This is a genomic window from Streptomyces sp. NPDC001443 (assembly GCF_053597355.1).
Map to the genome: position 1 here is coordinate 23,925 of NZ_JBSFIA010000028.1, position 24,082 is coordinate 48,006.

At 70.5% G+C, this 24,082-nt stretch carries 22 protein-coding genes; 12 read left to right on the plus strand and 10 right to left on the minus strand.

All coding sequences use genetic code 11. The annotated features are described in order from the left end of the window. The first annotated feature begins 145 nt into the window (after positions 1–145). From ACWC24_RS26375 to ACWC24_RS26395, 5 genes are all read left to right on the plus strand, one after another. Entirely contained in the window at positions 146–1,489 is a 1,344-nt protein-coding gene (locus ACWC24_RS26375; protein WP_450665347.1) for an ABC transporter substrate-binding protein, read from the plus strand. A gap of 6 nt (positions 1,490–1,495) precedes the next feature. Further along, complete coding sequence (locus ACWC24_RS26380) at positions 1,496–2,458, plus strand: carbohydrate ABC transporter permease (RefSeq protein WP_450665348.1); 963 nt, start codon at positions 1,496–1,498, stop codon at positions 2,456–2,458. Beyond that, complete coding sequence (locus ACWC24_RS26385; protein ID WP_450665349.1) at positions 2,455–3,333, plus strand: carbohydrate ABC transporter permease; 879 nt, start codon at positions 2,455–2,457, stop codon at positions 3,331–3,333. Before ACWC24_RS26380 ends, ACWC24_RS26385 begins: the two co-directional genes overlap by 4 nt. Positions 3,334–3,363: 30 nt before the next feature. After that, complete coding sequence (locus ACWC24_RS26390) at positions 3,364–4,980, plus strand: glycoside hydrolase family 13 protein (RefSeq protein WP_450665350.1); 1,617 nt, start codon at positions 3,364–3,366, stop codon at positions 4,978–4,980. A 129-nt stretch (positions 4,981–5,109) separates the two neighbouring features. Then, positions 5,110–7,281, plus strand: a complete 2,172-nt coding sequence (locus ACWC24_RS26395; protein ID WP_450665351.1) for a discoidin domain-containing protein — start codon at positions 5,110–5,112, stop codon at positions 7,279–7,281. Here the strand turns inward: ACWC24_RS26395 and ACWC24_RS26400 are convergent. Genes ACWC24_RS26400 through ACWC24_RS26415 form a run of 4 tightly spaced genes read right to left on the minus strand, consistent with a single transcriptional unit; the run spans position 7,253 to position 10,615 of the window. Continuing rightward, on the minus strand, positions 7,253–8,077 hold the full coding sequence (locus ACWC24_RS26400) for an ABC transporter ATP-binding protein (RefSeq protein WP_450665352.1): 825 nt from the start codon (positions 8,075–8,077) through the stop codon (positions 7,253–7,255). The two genes, ACWC24_RS26395 and ACWC24_RS26400, sit on opposite strands and share 29 nt — an antisense overlap. 20 nt (positions 8,078–8,097) lie before the next feature. Beyond that, positions 8,098–8,877, minus strand: coding sequence for an ABC transporter permease (locus ACWC24_RS26405; RefSeq protein WP_450665353.1), 780 nt, complete (start codon positions 8,875–8,877; stop codon positions 8,098–8,100). Then, positions 8,874–9,647: an ABC transporter permease gene (locus ACWC24_RS26410; RefSeq protein WP_450665354.1), complete on the minus strand. Its 774-nt coding sequence runs from the start codon at positions 9,645–9,647 to the stop codon at positions 8,874–8,876. Before ACWC24_RS26410 ends, ACWC24_RS26405 begins: the two co-directional genes overlap by 4 nt. Beyond that, positions 9,644–10,615 (minus strand): ABC transporter substrate-binding protein, encoded by a 972-nt coding sequence (locus tag ACWC24_RS26415; protein ID WP_450665355.1) that lies wholly within the window; start codon positions 10,613–10,615, stop codon positions 9,644–9,646. The genes ACWC24_RS26410 and ACWC24_RS26415 overlap by 4 nt, the downstream gene beginning before the upstream one ends. A gap of 196 nt (positions 10,616–10,811) precedes the next feature. Between ACWC24_RS26415 and ACWC24_RS26420 the strand changes: the two genes are divergently transcribed. The 3 genes from ACWC24_RS26420 to ACWC24_RS26430 all read left to right on the plus strand — a co-directional run bounded on the left by ACWC24_RS26420 (position 10,812) and on the right by ACWC24_RS26430 (position 13,505). Further along, positions 10,812–11,666, plus strand: a complete 855-nt coding sequence (locus ACWC24_RS26420) for an IclR family transcriptional regulator domain-containing protein (protein WP_450665356.1) — start codon at positions 10,812–10,814, stop codon at positions 11,664–11,666. Positions 11,667–11,960: 294 nt separating this feature from the next. Next, complete coding sequence (locus ACWC24_RS26425) at positions 11,961–12,893, plus strand: Dyp-type peroxidase (RefSeq protein WP_450665357.1); 933 nt, start codon at positions 11,961–11,963, stop codon at positions 12,891–12,893. A gap of 330 nt (positions 12,894–13,223) precedes the next feature. Continuing rightward, positions 13,224–13,505: a hypothetical protein gene (locus ACWC24_RS26430; protein ID WP_450665358.1), complete on the plus strand. Its 282-nt coding sequence runs from the start codon at positions 13,224–13,226 to the stop codon at positions 13,503–13,505. Positions 13,506–13,536: 31 nt separating this feature from the next. Here ACWC24_RS26430 and ACWC24_RS26435 read toward each other — a convergent pair whose 3' ends face one another. Further along, complete coding sequence (locus ACWC24_RS26435; RefSeq protein WP_450665359.1) at positions 13,537–14,016, minus strand: GreA/GreB family elongation factor; 480 nt, start codon at positions 14,014–14,016, stop codon at positions 13,537–13,539. Between the two features lie 221 nt (positions 14,017–14,237). Between ACWC24_RS26435 and ACWC24_RS26440 the strand changes: the two genes are divergently transcribed. Next, positions 14,238–15,704 carry a molybdopterin dinucleotide binding domain-containing protein gene (locus ACWC24_RS26440; RefSeq protein WP_450665360.1) on the plus strand — a complete coding sequence of 489 codons (1,467 nt, stop codon included), beginning with the start codon at positions 14,238–14,240 and terminating at the stop codon, positions 15,702–15,704. Between the two features lie 12 nt (positions 15,705–15,716). Here the strand turns inward: ACWC24_RS26440 and ACWC24_RS26445 are convergent, their stop codons facing one another. Next, entirely contained in the window at positions 15,717–16,382 is a 666-nt protein-coding gene (locus ACWC24_RS26445) for a hypothetical protein (protein ID WP_450665361.1), read from the minus strand. Between the two features lie 210 nt (positions 16,383–16,592). Here ACWC24_RS26445 and ACWC24_RS26450 point away from each other — a divergent pair, with 210 nt between their 5' ends. Then, positions 16,593–17,231: a DUF1345 domain-containing protein gene (locus ACWC24_RS26450; protein WP_450665362.1), complete on the plus strand. Its 639-nt coding sequence runs from the start codon at positions 16,593–16,595 to the stop codon at positions 17,229–17,231. A gap of 16 nt (positions 17,232–17,247) precedes the next feature. Here ACWC24_RS26450 and ACWC24_RS26455 read toward each other — a convergent pair whose 3' ends face one another. The 4 genes from ACWC24_RS26455 to ACWC24_RS26470 form a co-directional block, all read right to left on the minus strand. Beyond that, entirely contained in the window at positions 17,248–18,195 is a 948-nt protein-coding gene (locus ACWC24_RS26455) for a PDR/VanB family oxidoreductase (RefSeq protein ID WP_450665363.1), read from the minus strand. Continuing rightward, positions 18,192–18,374, minus strand: coding sequence for a hypothetical protein (locus tag ACWC24_RS26460; protein ID WP_450665364.1), 183 nt, complete (start codon positions 18,372–18,374; stop codon positions 18,192–18,194). The genes ACWC24_RS26455 and ACWC24_RS26460 overlap by 4 nt, the downstream gene beginning before the upstream one ends. Then, entirely contained in the window at positions 18,371–19,438 is a 1,068-nt protein-coding gene (locus ACWC24_RS26465) for an aromatic ring-hydroxylating dioxygenase subunit alpha (protein ID WP_450665365.1), read from the minus strand. The genes ACWC24_RS26460 and ACWC24_RS26465 overlap by 4 nt, the downstream gene beginning before the upstream one ends. A gap of 557 nt (positions 19,439–19,995) precedes the next feature. Beyond that, positions 19,996–20,850, minus strand: a complete 855-nt coding sequence (locus tag ACWC24_RS26470; RefSeq protein ID WP_450665366.1) for an endo alpha-1,4 polygalactosaminidase — start codon at positions 20,848–20,850, stop codon at positions 19,996–19,998. Positions 20,851–21,071: 221 nt separating this feature from the next. On the opposite strand from ACWC24_RS26470, the gene ACWC24_RS26475 reads away from it, so the two are divergent. Further along, entirely contained in the window at positions 21,072–23,126 is a 2,055-nt protein-coding gene (locus ACWC24_RS26475; RefSeq protein WP_450665367.1) for a phosphocholine-specific phospholipase C, read from the plus strand. 76 nt (positions 23,127–23,202) lie between these two features. Beyond that, entirely contained in the window at positions 23,203–24,024 is an 822-nt protein-coding gene (locus ACWC24_RS26480; RefSeq protein WP_450665368.1) for a phospholipid scramblase-related protein, read from the plus strand. Positions 24,025–24,082 lie beyond the last annotated feature (58 nt).

Sequence of the window (24,082 nt, forward strand, 5' to 3'; positions counted from 1 at the left end):
ACCGCGTCGCTGTCAAATAATTACAGATTCTGCGTGACATCTTGCGGGCGGATGTCACCGGTGCTTGAGTGTGCGACGCCAGCACGGCGGTGTGCGTCACGCATCGCCGTGGGGTTTTCCTGCTCCTGCCATGAGGGGTCCACCCATGACACGCACCGGGTTCCGTCGTACCTTCGTCGCGCTCAGCGTCTGCTCCCTTGCCCTCACCGCCTGCGGGTCGAACGACGACGACTCGGCAAGCGGCAAGACCCGCATCACGGTCAACTGCATGCCGCCCAAGAGCGCCAAGGTCGACCGGTCGTTCTTCGAGGCGGACACGGCCGCCTTCGAGAAGAAGAACCCCGACATCGACGTCGTCACGCACGACGCGTTCCCCTGCCAGGACCCGAAGACCTTCGACGCCAAACTCGCCGGCGGTCAGATGGAGGACGTGTTCTACACGTACTTCACCGACGCCAAGCACGTCGTCGACATCAACCAGGCAGCCGATCTCACCCCGTACGTCAAGGACCTGAAGAGCTACGACACCATCCAGCAGCAGCTGCGCGACATCTACACCGTCGACGGCAAGATCTACGGCATCCCGCGCACCGGCTACTCGATGGGCCTGATCTACAACCGCGCGCTCTTCCAGAAGGCCGGACTCGACCCCGACAAGCCCCCGGCCACCTGGGACGAGGTCCGCGCCGACGCCAAGAAGATCGCCGCCCTCGGCAACGGCACCGTCGGCTACGCCGACTACAGCGCCCAGAACCAGGGCGGCTGGCACTTCACCGCCGAGCTCTACTCCCAGGGCGGCGACGTGGTCGGCGCCGACGGCAAGAAGGCCACCGTGGACACCCCGCAGGGCCACGCCGTCCTGCAGAACCTGCACGACATGCGCTGGAGCGACAACTCGATGGGCAGCAAGCAGTTGCTGGTCATCAACGACGTCCAGCAGCTCATGGGCTCCGGCAAGCTCGGCATGTACCTCTCCGCGCCCGACAACATCCCGATCCTGGTGAAGGAGAAGGGCGGGAACTACAAGGACCTGGCCCTCGCCCCCATGCCCGGCGGCCAGGGCACCCTGATCGGCGGCGACGGCTACATGTTCAGCAAGAAGGACTCACCCGCCCAGATCCGGGCCGGCCTGAAGTGGCTGGACCACATGTTCCTCACCCCCGGAGCCGGCTTCCTCGGCGACTACGCCCGCGCCAAGCAGCACGACGCCCCGGTCGGCCTGCCCGAGCCGCGCCTGTTCACCGGCGCCGCCGACGTCAAGGACCAGCAGGTCAAGAAGGCCAACGCCAATGTGCCGGTGGAGAACTACCAGGCCTTCCTCGACGGCAACCAGAGCCTGAAGATGAAGATCGAGCCGCCCGACGCCCAGCAGATCTACTCCGTCCTCGACGGTGTCGTCTCGGCCGTCCTCACCAAGAAGGACGCGGACATCGACCAGCTCCTCGAGGACGCCTCCGGCAAGATCGACGGCATCCTGGCCCGAGGCTGACCGGACATGACCAAGACCACGGCAGCACGGCCGACCGCCCCCGAGGCGATCGCCGTCCGCCCGGTGCGCACGCCGCCCCCGGTCCGGGACCGGAGGCGGCGCCGCCTCGCCGACCAGGCCCGCGCCTACGCCTTCCTCGTCGGCGGACTCGTCTGCTTCGCCCTCTTCTCCTGGTACCCGGCGATCCGTGCCGTCGTGATCGCCTTCCAGAAGTACACGCCAGGCTCCCCGCCGGAGTGGGTCGGCACCGCCAACTTCACCCGCGTACTGCACGACCCCGAGTTCACCGCCGCCTGGCGCAACACCCTCACCTTCACCCTGCTCGCCCTGCTGATCGGCTTCGCCGTCCCCTTCGTCCTCGCGCTCGTCCTCAACGAACTGCGGCACGCGAAGGCGTTCTTCCGGGTCGCGGTCTACCTGCCGGTGATGATCCCGCCGGTGGTCAGCGCCCTGTTGTGGAAGTGGTTCTACGACCCCGGAACCGGCCTGGCCAACGAGGCGCTGCGCTTTCTGCACCTGCCCACCTCGAACTGGTCCAACGGCGCCGACACCGCCCTGGTCTCCCTCGTCCTCGTCGCCACCTGGGCCAACATGGGCGGCACCGTCCTCATCTACCTGGCCGCGCTCCAGTCGATCCCGGGCGAGCTGTACGAGGCCGCCGAACTCGACGGCGCGAACCTCCTCCAGCGCGTCCGCCATGTGACGATCCCGCAGACCAGTTTCGTCATCCTTATGCTGATGCTCCTTCAGATCATCGCCACCATGCAGGTGTTCACCGAGCCGTTCGTCATCACCGGCGGCGGACCGGAGAACGCCACGGTGACCGTCCTGTACCTGATCTACAAGTACGCCTTCCTCTACAACGACTTCGGCGGCGCCTGCGCCCTCAGCGTCATGCTGCTGCTGGTCCTGGGCGTGTTCTCCGCCCTCTACCTGCGGCTCACCCGCTCCACCGAGGAGGGCGCATGAGCGACGTCCGTACCCTGGTCTCCCCGGCGACGCTGGCCCGCCCCCGCGGCCGGGCCGTCTACTGGAGCGTGTTCACCGGCGTCGTCGTGCTCTTCACGCTCGCCTTCCTGTTCCCCGTCTACTGGATGGTGACCGGCGCGGCGAAGTCACCGGACGAGGTGGCGCAGACCCCGCCGACCCTGGTCCCGAAGCACTGGCACCTCAGCGGCTACACCGACGCCTGGGACCTGATGCAGCTCCCGCAGCACCTGTGGAACACCGTGGTCCAGGCGGCCGGCGCCTGGCTGTTCCAGCTGGTGCTGTGCACGGCGGCTGCCTACGCCCTGTCCCGGCTGCGGCCCGCGTTCGGCAAGGTGATCCTCGGCGGCATCCTCGCCACCCTCATGGTCCCGGCCCAGGCGCTGGTCGTGCCGAAGTACCTGACCGTCGCCGACCTGCCGCTGATCCACACCAGCCTGCTCAACGACCCGCTGGGCATCTGGCTGCCGGCCGTCGCCAACGCCTTCAACCTGTATCTGCTCAAGCGGTTCTTCGACCAGCTCCCGCGCGACGTCCTGGAGGCCGCCGAGATCGACGGCGCGGGCAAGCTGCGCACCCTGTGGTCGATCGTGCTGCCGATGTCCCGGCCGGTGCTGGGCGTGGTGTCGATCTTCGCGCTGGTCGCCGTCTGGCAGGACTTCCTGTGGCCGCTGATGGTCTTCTCCGACACCGACCGCCAGCCGATCAGCGTGGCGCTCGTCCAGCTCTCGCAGAACATCCAGCTGACCGTGCTGATCGCCGCGATGGTGATCGCCAGCATCCCGATGGTCGCCCTGTTCCTGGTCTTCCAGCGGCACATCATCGCCGGCATCAGCGCGGGCAGCACCAAGGGCTGACGCCCTCCCCCCGACAGAAAGGCACGCACCGTGGGACAGCCCCTCCCTGCCCGCAGCCGGGACACCGACTGGTGGCGCCGCGCCGTCATCTACCAGGTGTACGTCCGCAGCTTCGCCGACGGCGACGGCGACGGCACCGGTGACCTCGCGGGGGTCCGCGCCCGGCTGCCGTACCTCGCCGAACTCGGGGTCGACGCACTGTGGTTCAACCCCTGGTACCTCTCACCCATGAAGGACGGCGGCTACGACGTCGCCGACTACCGGGCCGTCGACCCCGCCTTCGGCACGCTGGCCGAGGCCGAGAAACTCATCGCCGAGGCGCGCGAGCTGGGCATCCGCACCATCGTCGACATCGTGCCCAACCACGTCTCCGACCAGCACCCCTGGTTCCGGGCTGCGTTGGCGGCCGGCCCCGGCAGCCCCGAACGCGAGCTGTTCCACTTCCGCCCCGGACGCGGCCCGGACGGTGAACTGCCGCCCAACAACTGGCCGTCCCAGTTCGTCGGCTCCACCGAGCCGGTGTGGACCCGGCTGCCCGACGGCGACTGGTACCTGCACCTGTTCACGCCCGAACAGCCCGACCTCAACTGGGCCCACCCGGCGGTCCGCCAGGAGCACGAGGACATCCTGCGCTTCTGGTTCGAGCGGGGCGTCGCGGGCGTGCGCATCGACTCCGCCGCCCTGCTCGCCAAGGACCCGGAGCTGCCCGACCTCGACGGGGGCGGCGGCCCGCTGCCCTATGTCGACCGCGACGAACTCCACGACGTCTACCGCTCCTGGCGTACGGTCGCCGACGCCTACGACGGGGTGTTCGTGGGCGAGGTCTGGCTGCCCGACCCGGAACGCTTCGCCCGCTATCTGCGCTCGGACGAACTGCACACCGCCTTCAACTTCTCCTTCCTGTCCTGCCCCTGGGAGGCCGGCCGGCTGCGGACGTCGATCGACACCACCCTGGCCGAGCACGCGCCCGTCGGCGCCCCCGCCACCTGGGTGCTGTGCAACCACGACGTGACCCGCACGGTCACCCGGTACGGCCGTGAGGACACCGGGTTCGACTTCGCCGCCAAGGCCTTCGGCACCCCGACAGACCTGGCCCTGGGCGTCCGCCGGGCCCGCGCCGCCGCCCTGCTGTCGCTGGCCCTGCCCGGCGCGGTCTACCTCTACCAGGGCGAGGAACTGGGCCTGCCGGAGGCCGACATCCCGGTCGGCCGGATCCAGGACCCGATGCACTTCCGCTCCGGCGGGGCCGACCCGGGCCGCGACGGCTGCCGGGTGCCGCTGCCCTGGGCGGCCGACGCGCCGCACGCGGGCTTCGGGTCCGCCGCCGACGCCGAGCCCTGGCTGCCGCAGCCCGCGGACTGGGCCTCGTACGCGGTCGACCGGCAGCAGGACGACCCGCACTCCATGCTGGCCCTCTACCGTCGGGCCCTCGCCCTGCGTCCGGTACTCGGCGACGGCCCGCTGACCTGGCTGGACGCTCCCGAGGACGTCCTCGCCTTCTCCCGGGCGGACGGCGCGACCTGTGTCGTGAACCTGGGCGCCGACCCCGTCGAGCTGCCCGCCCACACCGAACTCCTGCTCACCAGCTCCCCGTTGGACGACCGGGGCCGGCTCCCGCAGGACACGGCGGCCTGGCTGCGCCGCTGAGCCGCCGCAGCACCGCCTCAGCATCCTGCCCGGGTGCCGCGCGGTGCCGGAGCGCCCTGCTCCCGCACCGCGCGCGGCCCGAGCGCATCGCTGTCCCCGCACCCACCCCCACGATGAAGGGATCAGCACATGCAGAGCAGCATCAGGCATGTCAGGCACATGCCAGCCATCGGGGCGGCCGTCGCCCTCGCCGCGGGCCTGCTCGTCGCCGTGGCCCCCACCGCCCACGCGGCCGCGGGCGCCACCCTCCCGTTCACCTCCGTCGAGGCGGAGTCGGCGACCACCACCGGCACCCGGATCGGCCCGGACCACACCCAGGGCACCCTCGCCTCGGAGGCCTCCGGCCGCCAGGCGGTCCGGATCACCTCCGGACAGCGCGTGGAGTTCACCGTCCCCGCCGCGGCCAACGCCGTGAACGTCTCCTACAGCGTCCCGGAAGGCCAGTCCGGCACCCTCGACGTGTACGTCAACGGCACCCGGCTGGCGAAGACGCTGGCCGTGACCTCCAAGTACTCCTACGTCGACACCGGCTGGATCGCGGGCGCGAAGACCCACCACTTCTTCGACAACGCCCGGCTGACGCTCGGACAGAACGTCCGGGCCGGGGACAAGGTCGCCTTCGTCTCGACCGGCACCCAGGTCACCGTGGACGTCGCCGACTTCGAGCAGGTCGCCGCGGCCGCCACTCAGCCCGCAGGCTCGGTGTCCGTCACCTCCAAGGGCGCCGACCCCAGCGGCAACGGCGACTCCACCCAGGCCTTCCGGGACGCCATCGCGGCCGCCCAGGGCGGAGTGGTCTGGATCCCGCCGGGCGACTACCGCCTCACCTCCTCCCTGAACGGGGTGCAGAACGTCACGCTCCAGGGCGCCGGCAACTGGTACTCGGTCGTGCACACCTCCCGGTTCATCGACCAGTCAGGCTCCGCCGGGAACGTCCGCATCAAGGACTTCGCGGTCATCGGCGAGGTCACCGAACGCGTCGACTCCAACCCGGACAACTTCGTCAACGGCACCCTCGGGCCCAACAGTTCGGTGTCCGGCATGTGGATCCAGCATCTGAAGTGCGGCTTCTGGCTGATGGGCAACAACGACAACCTCGTCGTCGAGAACAACCGCATCCTCGACACCACCGCCGACGGCCTCAACCTCAACGGCAACGCCCACGGCGTGCGCGTGCGCAACAACTTCCTGCGCAACCAGGGCGACGACTCCCTCGCCATGTGGTCCCTGAACGGCCCGGACAGCGGCAGCAGCTTCGACAACAACACGATCTCGCAGCCGAACCTCGCCAACGGCATCGCGATCTACGGCGGCACCGACATCGCGGTGCGCAACAACCTGGTCTCCGACACCAACGCCCTCGGCAGCGGCATCGCGATCTCCAACCAGAAGTTCCTCGACCCCTTCTCCCCGCTGGCCGGCACCATCACGGTCGACGGCAACACCCTGGTGCGCACAGGGGCGTTGAACCCCAACTGGAACCATCCGATGGGCGCCCTGCGGGTCGACTCCTACGACAGCGCCATCAACGCCACCGTGAACATCACCGACACCACGATCAGCGACAGCCCCTACAGCGCCTTCGAGTTCGTCTCCGGCGGCGGGCAGGGCTACCCGGTCCGGAACGTCAACGTGACCGGGGCGACCGTACGCAACACCGGGACGGTCGTGGTGCAGGCCGAGGCGCAGGGCGCGGCCGCCCTGCGCAACGTCACCGCGACCGGCGTGGGCGCCGCCGGTGTCTACAACTGCCCCTACCCCAACGGCTCGGGCAGCTTCGTCCTCACCGACGGCGGCGGCAACTCCGGCTGGAGCACCACATGGTCGGACTGCTCGACCTGGCCGCAGCCAGGCCAGGGCAACCCCGACCCGGACCCCACCCGCAACCTCGCCAAGGGGCGCCCCGCCACCGCCACCGGATCGCAGGACGTCTACACCCCCGGCAAGGCGGTCGACGGCGACGCGAACAGCTACTGGGAATCGACCAACTACGCCTTCCCGCAGTCCTGGACCGTCGACCTCGGCTCGGCGCAGGCCGTGCGCAGGCTGGTGCTCAAGCTGCCGCCCTCCGCGGCCTGGGGCGCCCGTACCCAGACCCTGTCCGTGCTGGGCAGCGCGGACGGATCGGCGTACTCCACCGTCGTCGGCTCACAGGGCTACCGCTTCGACCCGGCGACCGGCAACACGGCCACCGTCACCCTGCCCGCCGGTACGAGCCTGCGCTGGCTGCGGCTGAGCGTCACCGCCAACACCGGCTGGCCGGCGGGCCAGTTCAGTGAGGTGGAGGCGTATCTGTCTTGACCATGTCCACCCCCACCGCGTCCTGAGGGCCCCCGCGCTTCGCCGCCTGGATCTGCGCATAGACATGGGTGCGCAGCTCGGCGAAGCGCGGGGCCACCCGGGTGGTCAACTGGTCGCGTTCGAGCGGCAGGTCGACCTTCAGCTGCTCCTGGACGACGGTGGGGGAGGCGGACAGCACCACCACCCGCTCGCCGAGATAGACCGCCTCGTCGATGTCGTGGGTGACGAACAGGACGGTGATCCCGCGCTCCCGCCACAGCCCCCGTACCAGGTCCTCCAGGTCGGCTCGGGTCTGGGCGTCCACGGCCGCGAACGGTTCGTCCATCAGCAGCACGTCGGGCTCGTAGGCCAGCGCGCGGGCGATCGCGACCCGCTGCTGCATACCTCCCGAAAGCTGCCACGGGTAGGCCCCGGCGGCGTCCGCGAGACCCACCGAGCCCAGCGCGTCGGCGACCAGCTCCCTGCGCCGCTCCTTGCTCAAGTTCTTCTGCTTCAGCGGGAGTTCCACGTTCTGGGCGACCCGCATCCACGGGAAGAGGCTGCGCCCGTACTCCTGGAAGACGAACGCCATCCCGGGCGGCGGCCCGGTCACCCGCTTCCCCGCCAGCAGTACCTCGCCCGCGGTCGGCGTCAGCAGCCCGCCGATGCACTTCAGCAGGGTCGTCTTGCCGCACCCCGACGGGCCGACCAGACAGACGAGTTCACCGGCCTCCACGGTGAAGGTCAGGTCCCGCACCGCCTCGACCCGGCGCCCGGAACCCTCGTAGACCTTCTGCAAGCCGCGTACGTCGAGCATGGACCGACCTTTCACGGAGTTCACGGGGACCGCCGGGTCGCGGCGCGCAGCCCGTGGTACCAGGCGAGCACCCGCCGCTCGACCACCTGGAAGAGCGCGGACAGCACGAAGCCGAGCAGACCGAGCACCAGGATCCCGGTCCACATGTCGGGGATGGCGAACCCCCGTTGGAACTGCACGATGGTGAAGCCGAGCCCGTTGCTGGCCGCGAACATCTCGCTGATGACCATCAGGATGATGCCGATGGACAGCGCCTGCCGCAGGCCCGCGAAGATCTGCGGACTCGCCGAACGCAGCACCAGGTGCCGCAGCCGGGCGGGTCCGGCGATGCCGTAGGAGCGGGCGGTCTCCGCCATCACCGGGTCCACCGCCCGTACGCCCTCCACCGTGTTGAGCAGCACCGGCCACACACAGCCGCTCGCGATCACCACGATCTTCATGGTGTCGCCGATCCCCGCGAACAGCATGATGACCGGGACGAGCACGGGCGGCGGCACCGCGCGCAGGAACTCCAGGACCGGTTCGCACACCGCGCGCACCCGCCGGTAGGAGCCGATCACCGTGCCCAGCGCGATCCCGGCGACGGCCGCCGTCGCATAGCCGGCGGCCAGCCGGGCCACGCTGGGCAGCACGTCCGAGCGCAGCCGGTCGGCCGTCCACACGTCCGGGAACGTCTTCAGGATGGTCCGCAGCGGCGGCCAGTAGACGTTCGTGCTGCCGTCGGACGCCGCCCACCACAGCGCGACGAGCACGGCCGGCAGCCCGAGCCCGAACCCCAGCCTGAGCAGGACGGACCTCACACCGCCACCTCCCCGCGCACCGACTGGTGCCAGGCCAGCGCCCGGCGCTCCGCCGCCCGCGCGCCGACGTTGATCAGCAGCCCCAGCAGTCCGGTGACCACGATCAGCGCGTACATCTCGGGCACCGCCTGCGAGGTCTGCGCCACCGCGATGCGCGACCCCAACCCCGGTGCGCCGATGACCAGTTCGGCGGTGATGGCGAGGATCAGCGCGACCGCCGCGGCCAGCCGGACGCCGGTGATGACGTACGGCAGCGCGGTCGGCCACAGCACATGCCGGATCCGTGCCCAGGTGCCCAGGCCGTAGGACCGCGCCGTCTCCTCCGCGACCGGGTCGACGTCCTGGACCCCGTAGAGGACCTGGATCAGCACCTGCCAGAAGGAGGCGTACACGACCAGCAGCAGCACCGAGCGCAGTTCGGTGCCGTAGAGCAGGACGGCGAGCGGGATCAGCGCGACGGACGGGATCGGGCGCAGGAACTCGATCGTCGACGCCGTCGCCTCGCGCAGATGGGGGACGACCGAGACGACGACTCCGACCACGATGCCCGCGCCCACCGCCGTCCCCAGGCCCAGCGCCCAGCCGGCGAGGGTGTCGCCGAGCGCGCTCCAGAAGGCCCCGTCGGAGAGTTCGTCGGCGAACGCGCCCGCGATGCGGCTGGTGGGCGGGAAATAGGCGGCCTTGACCAGGCCGAGCCGCGGTACCGCCTCCCCGAGGGCGAGGAAGGCGGCGAGGCCGGCCGCACCGAGGAGTGCGTTCAGCCCTTTCACGGCAGCAGCTTGTCCAGGTCGGGGGCCGTCTTGAACAGGCCGTCCTGCTGACCCAGCTTCTCCAGCGCCTCGATGGAGGCGCGGTCGGCGGCGGCCGGCCACTTCGGCAGGGTGACCTGGGCCAGCACCGAGGCCGGGATCTTGGTGTAGGTGGTCACGATGTCCCGGACCTCGTCCGGGTGGGAGTCGGCGTAGGCCAGGGACTGGGCGGTGGCCTCCTGGAACTTCTTGACCACCTCCGGGTTCTGCTGCGCGTACTGCGTCGAGGTGAAGTACATGGCGACGGTGAGGTTCGGGGCGACGTCGATGAAGGGCGAGGCGATCTCCACGCCGCCCTGGCTCTTGACGGTGGCGAGCGCCGGTTCGACGACCATCGCGGCGTCGATCTGGCCGCTGTCGAGGGCGGCGGGCATCTGGTCGAAGGCGAGCTCGACGAACTTCACCTTGTCCGGGTCGCCGCCCGCCTTGCGCACCGACTCGCGCACTGCGGTCTCGTTGATGTTCTTCAGGGTGTTGATGGCGACCTTCTTGCCCTCCAGGTCCTTCGCGGACTTCAGGGGACTGTCCTTCTTCACGGTGATGGCCCCGAAGTCCTTGCCCTGCACGCCCGTCGAGGCGATGCCGTTGGCGATGGCCTTCACCGGGACGCTGTTGGACTGGGCGATCATCAGCGAGGTCATGTTGGAGAACCCGAACTGGAACTGGCCGCTGACCACGCCCGGCACGATCGCCGCACCGCCCTGCGCGGTCGTCAGGGACAGTTTCAGGCCGTGTCCGGCGTAGAAGCCCTTCTTCACGCCGAGGTAGACGGGCGCCACGTCGACGATGGGGATGAGGCCCAGCTTGACCGTGGTGGTGCCGCCCGACGCGGAGGACTTGTCCGACGTACCGGAGTCCCCGGACGAGCCGCAGGCCGCGGTGGCGAGCAAGAAGGTGCCGGCCGCGAGACCGGCGAGCAGACGACGCATGGCTCCTCCTGTGCAGACAACGGTGTTCCGACAGGCTGTGCGCAGACCGCACAGTAGTGCTCGATGGCTCAAGCGGGAACGTAGGTGCGGCCGTCCGGCCGGGTCAATGCCCTTGGCTGACAAAATTGTTGACAGTTATGGAATCGCGCCCTCAGCGTGTGAGGAACCGCGTCCGTGCGACCACCGGGAGGCGACGATGCCCACGGCAGCCCGTGCATCGCATTTCGTACGGTCCTTCGAGCGGGGCCTGGCCGTCATCCGCTCCTTCGACGCCGAGCGGCCCGAGCGCACCCTCAGCGAGGTGGCCCGCGCCTGCGGACTGCCCCGCGCGGCCGTCCGGCGCCTGTTGCTCACCCTTGTGGACCTCGGCTACGTCCACAGCGACGGCCGCCTCTTCCGGCTCACCCCCCGGGTGCTGGAACTCGGTTACGCCTACCTGGCGGGCCTGACCCTGCCGCAGGTCGCCCGGCCGCACCTGGAGCAACTCGTCGCGGACGTAGGGGAGTCGTCGTCGCTGTGCCTCCTCGACGGCGACGACATCGTGTACGTCGCCCGGGTCCCGACCCGCCGCATCATGGCGGAGTCGATCACCGTGGGCACCCGGTTCCCGGCGCTGGTGACCTCCGTGGGCCGGGCGATCCTCGCCCATGCCCCGGACGGGGAACTCGACGCCCGGCTCGACCGGGCGTGCCCGCGCCCGCTGACCGCGCGCACGATCGTCGACCCCGACGCCCTGCGCGCCGAACTGCGGCGGGTACGGCGGCAGGGCCACGCCCTCGTGGACCAGGAGCTGGAGGAGGGGCTGCGGTCCGTGGCCGTCCCGGTGCGGGGCCGGGACGGCACGGTCGTCGCGGGTGTGAACATCGCCGTGCACGCCGGCCGCACCACCGTCGCCGCCGTCCGCCGCGACCTGCTGCCGCCGCTGCTGGCGACCGTGGCGCGGATCGAGGCGGACCTGCGGATCACCGATACGGCACCGGCCGCAGCCGACGGCCCCCGCGAGGCCCGCGGGCCGCAACCGTCCGGGCCACCGCGGACGCCGGCCGGGTGAGCCGGGCGTCCGGCCGGTGGGCCCGCGTCCGCCCGGCGCGTACGGGCGCCCGCGGGCCCTGGGTGCGTGCGGGCCGCGGGCGCCCGTGGGCCCGTACGCGTCGGCCCCACGGCCGGGCCCCGCACCGGACTGCCTGCCGTACGGCCGGGCCCCGCACGTACTGCCGACCGTACGGCCGGTGGTGCGGTCGGCGGCGGTCCTCGCGCCGCCTCGGCCGGGACGCAGCAGGATGGGAGGAGCGACGGACCGTCGCGTCTGCGACAGACCGTTCCGGATCCGATGAGGAGGCCGCCCGTGGTCGAGCCGCAGCGTGTGATCGCCCCGCCCGCCAGGTCCGCCGTCGTGCTCGTGGCCACCGTCACGCCGGGGCGCGAGGACCAGGTCCGCGGACTGCTGGAGGACGTGTCCGGCCTGCGCCGCTCGGTCTCCTTCCGCGCACCCGACGACGAACTCGACTGCGTGGTCGGCATCGGATCGGCGGCCTGGGACCGGCTCTTCGCCGGACCCCGGCCACAAGACCTGCACCCGTTCGTGGAGTTGACCGGCGAACGCCACCACGCCCCGGCCACCCCCGGCGACCTCCTCTTCCATCTGCGCGCCCGCCGCATGGACCTGTGCTTCGAACTGACCCGGCTGATCGGGGACCGGCTGCGGGACGCGGTCACGGTGGTCGACGAGGTCCAGGCCTTCAGGTACTTCGACGAGCGGGACCTGCTCGGCTTCGTGGACGGCAGCGAGAACCCCGAAGGGCGCCGCGCGGACGAAGCGGTCCTCATCGGCGACGAGGACCCCCGCTTCGCCGGGGGCGGCTATGTGGTCGTGCAGAAGTACCTGCACGACCTGACCGCCTGGAACGCCCTGCCCGCACAGGAGCAGGAGCGGGCCATCGGGCGCACGAAGTCGGCCAACGTCGAACTCCCCGACGACGTCAAACCCGCCGACTCCCACGTGGCCCTGACCACCGTCACCGACGAGGACGGCACCGAGCGCAAGATCATTCGCGAGAACATGCCGTTCGGCACGGTCGGCAGGGGTGAGTTCGGCACCTACTTCATCGGCTACGCGCGGACACCGGACGTGATCGAGCAGATGCTGCGGAACATGTTCCTCGGCGACGGCCGGGCCACGCACGACCGCATCCTGGACTTCTCGACCGCGGTCACCGGATCCCTGTTCCACGTGCCGACCGCCACGTTCCTCGACGACCTGCCCGCCCGCCCGGCCTGAACGCCGGCGCGGACCCGGCCCGCCACGGTCCCGTGCGCACGGCCGGGAGCCGCGGCGCGGCCGTGACCCGATGCCGTGGACGGGTCACGCTCCGCCAGGGGCGGCTTCCCCCGTGAGGTGTCCGCCGCGTGGCCCGTGAGGCGTCCGCCGCGTGCCGCCGCGGTTGCGCGACTACCCTCGTTCCATGGTGCGCGACAAGGGAACGGAAGCGCTGTTCCCGCCTCGCGGAAGCGGTGCTCCGCGAGGAGCCGACCATGCGTTCGGCCCGTGCCCAGGGTCGTCCCTGCCCACGGGTGATCGTTCGGGTGCGCACCGAAGGAGGACGGACACATGGGACACCACCACAAGTCCAACCAGGCGGTCGAAGGCGCCACCGACTACAGCCGGAGCAGGGGTATGCCCCTGCGGCCCGACCTCGACGCCCTCGAACTGCGCGCGGACCGCGACCGCCGGGAGATGGCCCTGCCCACCGCGACCCCGCTGACCCCGCAGGCCGCGTACCTGGAGGTGCAGGCCGAGGTCGACCGCCGGGCGAGCACGGGTGAGCTCCCGACGGGCACGGTCACCCGCAAGACACGTGCCCCCTTCCCGCCGACCGGCTACCAGGAGTGAGAGCTCCGACAGGCCCGCGGCGGTCCGCAGATCATCCCCGTCCCTCGGGAGGCGTCCCGAGGGACACCACCACCGCCGACACCCTGCGCTCGGGCGTGTCGTAGTGCACCGGGTCGCCCGCGCGACGGCCGAGGAGTGCCCGCCCGAGCGGACTGTCGGCTGTGACCAGGGTCTGGTCCGAGGCCTCGGCCCGCTCGCCGATCTGGAAGGTCTCCGTCGAGCCGTCGGCGAAGCGCACGGTGACCGTGCTGCCCACCCCGACCCGGTCGGTGGAGGGCCGGCCCGCCTCGGCCGCCTGGCCGAGTCGCGTGGTGATCTCCGAGATGCGGGCGTCGAGCCGGTCGAGTTGGTTGGCCCGCTGCAACTCGTCGGCCTCGTCGGCGCGGTCACCGACCGTGTCGGGGTCCCGCAGGGTCGCCGCGACCGTCTCGCGTTCCGCGCGGACGTCGGCGAGCTCCTGTTCGAGGGCGCGCCGGCCGGCGTCGCTGATCGGCGCGGGTTCGCTGGTCATTCCTGCTCCTCGGGGCGGGCGGGCGAAAATGGGGTGAATAGCCTTATTTCTGCGCATCCTAACGGAGGAGGTACGGCGTCACAGGGCCCGGCCGCACCGCCGACGCGAGGCGTCGGTCCCGCCGCGGGCCCGTCCCGTGGCGCCGGGTGATCCACCGGAATAGCCTGAGGAGGAGCGACGACCACCGGGCCGGGCTTCGGCGGTCGAAGGGGATGAGTGCCTTGAACGCCTCCCACGAGGACCAGGGGCGACCGCAACCCCGAGTCGGCCCCGTCCCCACGGAAGAACCGAGCTTCCATCCGTACCGCCACCCGGCCGCCGGCTGGGGCGCCGCCAAGAGCGTGACCCGTGTGCTGACGCGTGAGCGCGCACTCGTCGACGGGCCGCGGGCGATCATGCGGATGAACCACGAGAACACCGGTTTCGACTGCCCGGGGTGTGCGTGGCCGGACGACACCAAGGGTCTGCACCTGGACATCTGCGAGAACGGCATCAAGCACGTCACCTGGGAGATGACCCGCAAACGGGTGGGCCGCGAGTTCTTCGCCGACCACACGGTCACGGAACTCTCCGGCTGGAGCGACTTCGCCCTGGAGGACCAGGGCCGGCTGACCGAACCGATGGCGTACGACCCCGAGTCCGACCACTACGTCCCGATCGCCTGGCCCGACGCGTTCGAGCTGGCCGGCCGGATCCTGCGGGAACTGGACGACCCGAACCAGGCGTCGTTCTACACCTCGGGCCGCCTCGGCAACGAAGCCACCTTCCACGCCATGCACCGCGGCGACGTCAAGGTGTTCGTCGGCATGGGCGGCAACTTCGCCCTCGCCGCGCCCGACACCCCGTACACCTACGAAGCCCTGCGCCGGTGCGAACTCACCGTGCAGGTGAGCACCAAGCTCAACCGCAGCCACCTCGTCCACGGCCGGCGGGCGCTCATCCTGCCCTGTCTGGGCCGCACCGAGAAGGACCAGCAGCGCGGCGGCCTCCAGAGCACCTCCGTCGAGGACTCGATGAGCATGGTCCATCTTTCCCTCGGCATGAAGCGTCCCGCCTCGCCGCACCTGCTGTCCGAGCCCGCCGTCATCGCCGGCCTGGCCCGCGCCGCCCTCCCCGGGAGCGACACCCCGTGGGAGTGGTACGTCGAGGACTACGACCGCATCCGCGACACGATGGCCCGGACCCTCGACGGCTTCGAGGACTGCAACCGCAGGGTGCGCCTGCCCCTCGGCTTCCGCATCAGGCAGCCCGCCCGTGAACTGGTCTTCCTCACCCCCTCGGGGCGCGCCGAGTTCTCCGACGCCCCGCTGCCCGACGTCGTGCCGGCCCCGGGCACCCTGGCGCTGGGGACCATGCGTTCCCACGACCAGTGGAACACGACCATCTACTCCGACGACGACCGCTACCGGGGCGTCAAGGGACTGCGCACGCTCGTCTTCATGAACGAGGACGACATGCGCGAGCGCGGTGTCCGCGAGTTCGACCCGGTCGACATCACCAGCACCGCCAAGGACGGCAGTCATCGGCACCTCGACGGCTACCTCGCCGTTCCGTACGACATCCCGCGCGGCTGCGCGGCCGGATACATGCCGGAGATGAACGTGCTGTGCGCGATCGGCGACTACAGCGCCCAGAGCGACCAGCCGCTGATGAAGCACGTCAAGGTCACCATCACCAAGGCTGCCTGATCCGCGGCTGCTTCAGGCGCCGGCGTCGGCGGCCGCGTCCTGGAGGTCGTGGTGACTGTGTGTCATCAGCTCGCCCATGCCGCCGACCGAGGGGTCGAGCTCCGCGGCCCGCGGCGCGACGCGTCTCAGGAAGTCAGTCGTGGCCAGGGCGATCTCGACGGCCTTGTCCATCTCATGGTCGGCGAGATGCTCCTCGATCCGGAAGGCGAGGCCGGCGAGCGTCTCGTCGTCGGTCTCCGGCAGCAGACAGCCCTGGAGGCCCGGCGGGACCGGCGTCTGCTCGCGGAACTCGCGCAGCGCCGTGACCACGGCGGAATTCCCGCTGAACTCGTCGAGCAGACCCATCACGACGTACAACCGGGCCGTCAGCCGGGGGAGGCCGGGGAAGCCGTCCAGCCAGCGCATCAGCTTCTGCTGACTGCCGACGTGCTCCAGGATCTGCGACATGACCGACGCGTAGGTGTTGGTCTGCGACCAGTGGAAGGGCAGCATCCCCGCCACCTGCTGGGCCAGTTGCACCTGCTGCTGCGGCGAGAGGGCGTCGTCGACGAAGCCGGCGGCCAGCTCGCCGTCGATCCCGAAACCGGGGGTCGGCGACCGGTGCTCCGAGGTGCGCGACAAACCGTGGCGCAGGCGCAACAGCTCTTCGCCGATCTTGCTCAGCGGCTTCTCCCGCATGGATCCTCCCGGCCTTCAGGTGCTGGTCGTCCCTGGTGGGCGCGTCTGGGCCCGCACCAACACCCTGCCGCCCAGGACCGTCGAGCGCGCGCCCGATGGCCCATGCGGGCTAGACCCTGTCCGGCGGATCAGCCCGGCGGCCGGCCGGGACGGACTGGACGGTGGGGCCACTGTGGTCGCCGTGGCCGCCGGAACCGAGAGTGTCAGTTAATGTCCAGATTCATGCGCATCTGGCTGCCGCTCTCCGCCATCCCACGGCTGGCCTGTGCCGGGCTCGTCGGGGCCGTGGTGGGTGCCGCCGTCGCCGTGCCGACCGACGTACCGCTGGGCGTGCTGGCCGGCATCGCCGCGACCGAGGCCTTCTTCGTGGTGACGGGCTGGATCGTGCTGTGGCCGATGGACGCCACCGCCACGCACCGGCACGCCCGGCGTGAGGATCTGCGACCCGTGGCCGAGGAACTGGCGGTGATCGGGGCCGCGGTGTGCGGACTGGTCGGCATCGTCGTGCTGCTGCTCGGCAACTCCGACCCCGCGCACGCGGCGACGGCACTCCTCGGCGTGTTCGCCGCCTGGTCGGCCCTGCACCTGATGTACGCCACCCGGTACGCGTACCTCTACTACCCGCAGTCCACGGGCGGGATCGACTTCAACTCCACGGAGCCACCGGCGTACCGGGACTTCATCTACTTCAGCTACAACCTGGGCATGACGTACCAGGTCTCGGACACCGGCGTGTCGAGCACCCGGATCCGCGCCATGGTGCTGCGGCACTGCCTCCTGTCGTACGTCTTCGGCACCAGCATTCTCGCCAGTGCCATCAATCTCTTCGTTGGCATCGTCACCCGCTGAACCCGCCGGGTGAGGATCACAGCTCCAGGACCAGCCGTTTCCCCCGGCAGCGGGAGACGCAGATCATCATGGTCGCGCCTTCCGCCCGCTCCTGGTCGGTCAGCACGGAGTCCCGGTGCTCCGGGGTGCCTTCGCGCACGTCCGTCTCACAGGTGCCGCAGGTCCCCTCGGTGCAGGAGTACAGCACCTCCACACCGGCGGCGCGCACGGCCTCCAACACGGAGACGCCCGGGGCGACGGTCAGCGTACGACCGCTCAGCGCCAGCTCGACCTCGAACTCGCCCCCGGACGCGTCCTCCTGGCCCGCCGGCGGTTGCCTCGGCCGGAACCGCTCGACGTGCAGGACACCGGCCGGACACCGCGCCTCGACGGCGTCGAGCAGCGCACCAGGTCCGCAGCAGTAGACCAGGGTGCCGTCGGGCAGCGCGTCGAGCGCCGCTCCGAGGTCGAGCGGACCGCACTCGTCCTCGGGCACGACGGTGACCCGCTCCCCGTACCCGGCCAACTCCCCGGCGAACGCCATGGATCCGCGGCTGCGACCGCCGTACAGCAGCGACCACCGCGCGCCCCGGGCCCGGGCCGCCGCCACCATCGGCAGGATCGGGGTGATCCCGATGCCGCCCGCGACGAAGAGGTACCGGGGCGCGGGCCGCAGCGCGAAGTGGTTGCGCGGGCCGCGCACCCGCACCGGGTCGCCCTGTCTCAACCGCTCATGCACATGGGCGGATCCGCCCCGCCCGGCCGGCTCCCGCAGCACCGCGATCCGCCACGCGGTACGGTCCGCCGGATCGCCGCACAGCGAGTACTGCCGTTCCAGGTCCGGGCCGAGCAGGAGGTCGATGTGGGCGCCGGGCTCCCAGCCGGGGAGCAGTCCGCCCCGAGGGGGGCGCAGGGTCAGGGCGAGTACGCCCTCGGCCACGAACTCGCGCTGTTCTACGACGAGTTCGACCTCATGGTCGGTCACGTGCGGTCCCCTCGGGGCTGGTGTCCTTCGGGGTGGCCGAGCATCCACTCCCACATCTCGGCCGGGTCCTGCGCGTGGTGCTCGGCCCCGCAGTGGCAGGTGCCGTGCAGCACGTCGGTCCCCGGCAGCCAGTCGACGCGGTAGATCTCGCGCGGCTCGCGCGGCGGGAGGCCGCTCACCGGGCCCGCTCCACCGGCTTGCCGCCCTCCTCGACCAGCCGGGCGAGGATACGGCGGGCGGCCAGACCGCCGGTGTCGATGTTGATGCTCAGCTCCTGGTAACCGGCGCGCTCGGCGCCGAGCGCGCGCTGGAGCAGGTTGAGCGCGTCGACGTCCTGCATGACGACGGTGTGGTTGTTGCTCCGCAGGAACTCGGTGACCTCCTCGTCGTCCGTCGCCCAGTCCCGCGAGACCGCCCAGAAGTCGTACACCCTGCCCTCGGCCGACGGCGTGATCGCGTACGTGATCTCGGTGTGGAAGCCGTTCGGGTCGCTGCCGCCCGCCTCGGGCAGCACCCCGGCCGGGGCGATCCGGCTGTGCAGCAGATACAGACACGGCGCGTGGTACTCGATGTCCTGCCAGCGGGTGATCCGGCCCTCGATCCCGGTCGAACGGGCGTAGAACGGCGGGCACTCGGCGTCGTCCATGCGCCGGCTCACTCGCACCACCCCCGCGCCCTCGTCCACCTCGGTGCTGATCGGTGTCTCGGCGACCTCGGGGGTGCCGATGTAGCCGCCGTGCAGATACGTCTCGTGGGAGAGGTCGAGGAGGTTGTCGACCAGCAGCCCGTAGTCGGCGTCGATCGGCTCCATGCCACGGACCGTGGTCCAGCCGGGGGAGTCGAGATGCCGGGCACGCGGGATCGTCTCGGGGTCGGCCGACTCCGGGTCGCCGATCCACACCCACACCAGCGAGTCCCGCTCGGCCACCGGGTACGAGGCCACGCGGGCGGTGCGCGGGATGCGCCGCTGGCCCGGCACGTATACGCAGGTGCCCGTGGTGTCGTACGTGAACCCGTGGTAGCCGCAGACGATCCGGTCGCCGTCCAGTCGGCTCTCCGACAGCGGGAAGCGCCGGTGCACACAGCGGTCGTGCAACGCCACCGGCGTCCCGTCCGCCTCCGTCCGGTACAGGACCAGCGGCTCCCCGAGAACCGTCCGTCCGAGCAGCTCCGCGCGCCCCACCTCGTGACTGTAGGCGGCGACGTACCACTGGTTCCTGGCGAAGGCGGTCGTATGAGGCATCGTGTCCCCGTCCCTGGGCGCGGGGCCTCGTCGCCCCGCTCGGTGTGGTGGGAGCCAGGGTCCCGACGGCCGTGGTCGCCGCGCAACGCGCCTTCCGTGAGGCGGAAGTCCGGTCGCAGGACCCTTTCCCGACGCCCCGAGCGCGCTGACGCGAGCGCGGGAGATCTCGTGCGAGCCGGCCGACCGGGTCTCCAAGGCCACGCCCCGAACAGAGCCGGTCACCACGGCCGAGACCGGACTCCTGGTTCGCCGGCTACGTGAGGCTCCGCCCCCTGACCGACCTGTGGCCGCTCCCCGGAGGGATGACTCTCACTCTGGACTCGACCTCGCCCTTCGGCGATCCCTGCAGCGACCTGGACCCCGACCGTACCGATGAGGAACTGGATGAGGTGGTTTCCATTCTTGGTCCGTTGTTTCTGGACGTGAGTTGGGACTGCCGCTGGCGAGGTCCGTCGGAATCCAAGAACTGCGGCGTGCAAGTAAGGGGAGGGGTGTTTCATTACGGCAATAAGGGGCGGAAAGGGAACACGAACGGGAACGAGGGGCTCGGTTCCGGGTCAGCAGGCCCGGCGCCACGTCCCCAGTTCCCGCTTCTTCAGCATCGACGACAGCTTCAGCCTGCGGGACTCCGGGCAGAAACCGCTGGTCGATCCCTTGTACTCCACGTGGAAGACCGCCTTGCCGGCCTTGATGAACGGAGTGAGCTCGGCGCACTCGCCGTACTGGGCGCATTCCTCGTTGACTGCGAAGTCGAAGTCGTTCAGGAGCCGGGGAATCTGCGGGAGATCGTTCTTGAGGCCCACCGGCAGGTCGCGGTCGTGCGCGATTTCCGCGATCATCCGGTTGTAGGCGAGCTGGTCGCGCGCGGTGAGCGGGAATCCGGTGTCGTTGTCGTAGCCCTCCACCAGGTCCGGTTCCACCGCGTCGAATCCTTTGTCGCGGCACATGTCGAAGCGGTGTTCCATGATCGGGCGCAGTGTGGAGAGCTGCCGGATGTCCAGCCAGCGTTCGCCCTCCCAGCCGTTGGACGCGCCGAGCAGGGCACGCGGGAAGTCGCTCCGGTCGGGACGGAAGTCCTCCCAGGCGCCGACGTTGACGTAACAGATGACCTTGCGGCCGTCGCGGTGCAATCGGGCCACGTCCGCGGCGGAGTTCTCGAAGCCGTCGATGTCGTAGACGGGCACGTCGGCGGCTGTCGGGTCGACCTTCCCGTCGAGCTGCCACTGCCAGGCCATCCCCGGGCGCGGCTGCCAGCGCGCGCCGGTGGAGGAACCGGCGGAGGACCCCGCGGCAGGGTTGCCGGAAGACCCGGCGGAAGGCTTGCCGGAAGGCGTCCCGGAACATCCGGTCAGCGCCCCCGCCGCCAGGGTGGCCAGAAGTGTCGCGCAGGTCAGTACCGTGCTGTTTCTCATCGCTCCGTCCGGGTCAGGTATGCAATCAACTGATATCAGGGCAGGGTGATTGTCCCGACCCGGGGTCGCGGGCCGCGGCACACCCGCACGTACCGGTGACTTTCACATCCCCGCCATCGCACCCTTCCCTGTCGTTCGGCGCCCTTGGAAAACTCCTTGCCCGCACGTCCCGTCACGTTCCCGCCAGCCGTGTGCGTCACGACGAGAGGGGTACCTCAACCATGTCCGAGGTCAACCGGCGCCGATTCCTCCAACTCGCAGGCGCCACAACGGCGTTCACCGCCCTGTCGGGCAGCATCGAGCGTGCCTCCGCGCTCCCGGCCCACCGTCGCACGGGATCCGTCGAGGACGTCGAGCACATCGTCGTGCTGATGCAGGAGAACCGATCCTTCGACCACTACTTCGGCTCCCTGCGCGGTGTGCGCGGCTTCGGCGACCCGCGCCCGGCTTCACCCACGCCCGGCCGGACGGTGTGGCGACAGTCCGACGGCGCCAAGGACGTCCTGCCCTTCCACCCCGACGCCGACGACCTGGGCATGGCGTTCCTCCGGGACCTGCCGCACGGCTGGAACGACGGACACGCGGCCTTCGCCGGAGGCAGATACGACAAGTGGGTGCCGGCCAAGTCGGCGACGACGATGGCGTATCTGACCCGCGACGACATCCCGTTCCACTACGCGCTCGCCGACGCCTTCACCATCTGCGACGCCTACCACTGCTCCTTCATCGGCTCCACCGACCCCAACCGCTACTACATGTGGACCGGTTACACCGGCAACGACGGCCGCGGCGGCGGCCCGGTCCTCGGCAACGACGAAGCCGGCTACAGCTGGACGACCTATCCCGAACGCCTGGAGCGGGCGGGCGTCTCCTGGAAGATCTACCAGGACGTCGGCGACGGCCTCGACGCGGCCGGCGGCTGGGGCTGGATCTCCGACGCCTACCGCGGCAACTACGGCGACAACTCCCTTCTCTACTTCGACCAGTACCGCAACGCCAAGCCGGGCGACCCGCTCTACGACAAGGCCCGCACCGGCACCGACGCCCGCAAGGGCGAGGGCTTCTTCGACCGGCTCAGGGCCGACGTCACGGGCGGGAAACTGCCGCAGGTCTCCTGGATCGTCGCCCCGGAGGCGTTCACCGAGCACCCCAACTGGCCCGCCAACTACGGCGCCTGGTACGTCGCCCAGGTCCTGGACGCGCTGACCGCCGACCCGGCCGTCTGGGCGCGGACGGCCCTGTTCATCACCTACGACGAGAACGACGGTTTCTTCGACCACCTGGTACCGCCCTTCCCGCCGGCCTCGGCCGCTCAGGGCAAGTCCACCGCCGACCCCGGCCCGGACGTCTTCAAGGGCGACAGCGGCCATGTCGCCGGTCCCTACGGCCTGGGCCAGCGGGTGCCGATGCTCGTCGTCTCGCCCTGGAGCAAGGGTGGTTACGCCTGCTCCGAGACGTTCGACCACACCTCGATCATCCGGTTCGTGGAGCGTCGCTTCGGGGTGTACGAGCCGAACATCTCGCCCTGGCGGCGTGCCGTCTGCGGCGACCTCACCTCGGCGTTCGACTTCTCCCGCGCCGACACCCGGCCGGTCGTCCTGCCGGACACCGACGGCTACCGGCCGCCGGACGGCAACCGCCACCCCGACTACGTGCCCACCCCGCCCGCCGGTCCCGTGCCACCCCGGCAGGAATGCGGCTCGCGGCCGACCCGGCCGCTCAAGTACGCCCCGTCGGTGGACGGTTCGACCGGCGCGGACGCCGGGACGTTCACGCTCACCTTCGCCTCCGGCGCCCAGGCCGGCGCGGCCTTCCTCGTCACCTCGGGGAACCAGACGGACGGTCCCTGGACCTACACCACCGAAGCCGGCAAGTCCGTCTCCGACACCTGGAACACCGCGTACTCCGCGGGCTCGTACGATCTGACGGTGCACGGCCCGAACGGCTTCCTGCGCGCCTTCAAGGGGTCGGGCACCGCCGCGGCGGACCCCGAGGTCACCGCCCGCCACCACGGCGACGCCGTCGAACTGACCGTCACCAACAAGGGCTCGGCCACGGTGGAGTTGACGCTGGCCAACGGTTACGGCGGCCGTGCGCGCACCCTCAAGGTGCGTCCCGGCGCCACGGTCCGGCACACCGTCGACCTGACCGCGAGCCGGCGTTGGTACGACCTCACGGTCACGTCCGCCACCGACGCGGCCTATTCGAGGCGTTTCGCCGGACATGTGGAGAATGGTCGACCCGGTGTCAGCGACCCTGCCCTCGCCACCGGATGACCCGGCGCGCAGTCGTCGTGGACATCCCGTTCCGGGGACTGGTCAGGTCCCCGTACGCGCAGGGTAGTGTGCCCCGGTGACCACGCATTCGAACACACCTGCAGGCTGGTACCCGGATCCGCACGGGGCGTCCCAGACGCTCCGTTACTGGGACGGCGCGCAGTGGACCCAGCAGACCGCCCCCGACCAGAAGCAGGGCGGTCAGACCCCCGCGGCGCACATTCCGCCGCAGGCCGACCCGCGCGTGCAGCAGCAGGTGCAGCAGGAAGCCGGGGTCGCCCCGAGCGGTCCCGGCGGCGGCACGCTGTTCTCCGAGCCGGTCCTGGTGGTGAACCAGAAGGCCAAGCTGATCGAGCTGACCAACGAGTACAAGGTCATGGATCAGAACGGCAACGCGCTCGGCTCGGTCGTCGAGGTCGGCCAGGGCGTGCTGCGGAAGATCCTGCGCTTCGTCTCCAGCCTGGACCAGTACCTCACCCACCGGCTGGAGATCCGGGACGCCCACGGCCAGCCCGTCCTGCGGCTCACCCGTCCGGCCAAGATATTCAAGTCCCGGGTGATCGTGGAGCGTGCGGACGGTCAGCCGGTCGGCGAGATCGTCCAGCAGAACATGATCGGCAAGATCAACTTCGCCATCAACGTCAACGGTCAGAAGATCGGTGCCATCAAGGCGGAGAACTGGCGCGCCTGGAACTTCGCGATCGTCGACCACGCGGAGAACGAGGTCGCCCGGATCACCAAGACCTGGGAGGGCCTGGCCAAGACCCTCTTCACGACCGCGGACAACTACGTCCTCCAGATCCACTACCAGTTGCCCGAGCCGCTGCTGAGCCTCGTGATCGCGACGGCCCTGACGGTCGACACGGCCCTGAAGCAGGACTCCAGGGGCCTCGGCTGACGCCGACGGCGGGGGGACCTGCCCACGGACATACGAAATCCCGCGTGCCGCAGTGGTG

Coding starts and splice junctions, on each gene's coding strand:
- ACWC24_RS26445 (WP_450665361.1), bottom strand. CDS start 16,382: ATGCGGGAGAAGCCGCTGAGCAAGATCGGCGAAGAGCTGTTGCGCCTG.
- ACWC24_RS26395 (WP_450665351.1), top strand. CDS start 5,110: ATGCAGAGCAGCATCAGGCATGTCAGGCACATGCCAGCCATCGGGGCG.
- ACWC24_RS26450 (WP_450665362.1), top strand. CDS start 16,593: ATGTCCAGATTCATGCGCATCTGGCTGCCGCTCTCCGCCATCCCACGG.
- ACWC24_RS26475 (WP_450665367.1), top strand. CDS start 21,072: ATGTCCGAGGTCAACCGGCGCCGATTCCTCCAACTCGCAGGCGCCACA.
- ACWC24_RS26415 (WP_450665355.1), bottom strand. CDS start 10,615: ATGCGTCGTCTGCTCGCCGGTCTCGCGGCCGGCACCTTCTTGCTCGCC.
- ACWC24_RS26470 (WP_450665366.1), bottom strand. CDS start 20,850: ATGAGAAACAGCACGGTACTGACCTGCGCGACACTTCTGGCCACCCTG.
- ACWC24_RS26435 (WP_450665359.1), bottom strand. CDS start 14,016: ATGACCAGCGAACCCGCGCCGATCAGCGACGCCGGCCGGCGCGCCCTC.
- ACWC24_RS26465 (WP_450665365.1), bottom strand. CDS start 19,438: ATGCCTCATACGACCGCCTTCGCCAGGAACCAGTGGTACGTCGCCGCC.
- ACWC24_RS26420 (WP_450665356.1), top strand. CDS start 10,812: ATGCCCACGGCAGCCCGTGCATCGCATTTCGTACGGTCCTTCGAGCGG.
- ACWC24_RS26400 (WP_450665352.1), bottom strand. CDS start 8,077: ATGCTCGACGTACGCGGCTTGCAGAAGGTCTACGAGGGTTCCGGGCGC.
- ACWC24_RS26380 (WP_450665348.1), top strand. CDS start 1,496: ATGACCAAGACCACGGCAGCACGGCCGACCGCCCCCGAGGCGATCGCC.
- ACWC24_RS26385 (WP_450665349.1), top strand. CDS start 2,455: ATGAGCGACGTCCGTACCCTGGTCTCCCCGGCGACGCTGGCCCGCCCC.
- ACWC24_RS26430 (WP_450665358.1), top strand. CDS start 13,224: ATGGGACACCACCACAAGTCCAACCAGGCGGTCGAAGGCGCCACCGAC.
- ACWC24_RS26375 (WP_450665347.1), top strand. CDS start 146: ATGACACGCACCGGGTTCCGTCGTACCTTCGTCGCGCTCAGCGTCTGC.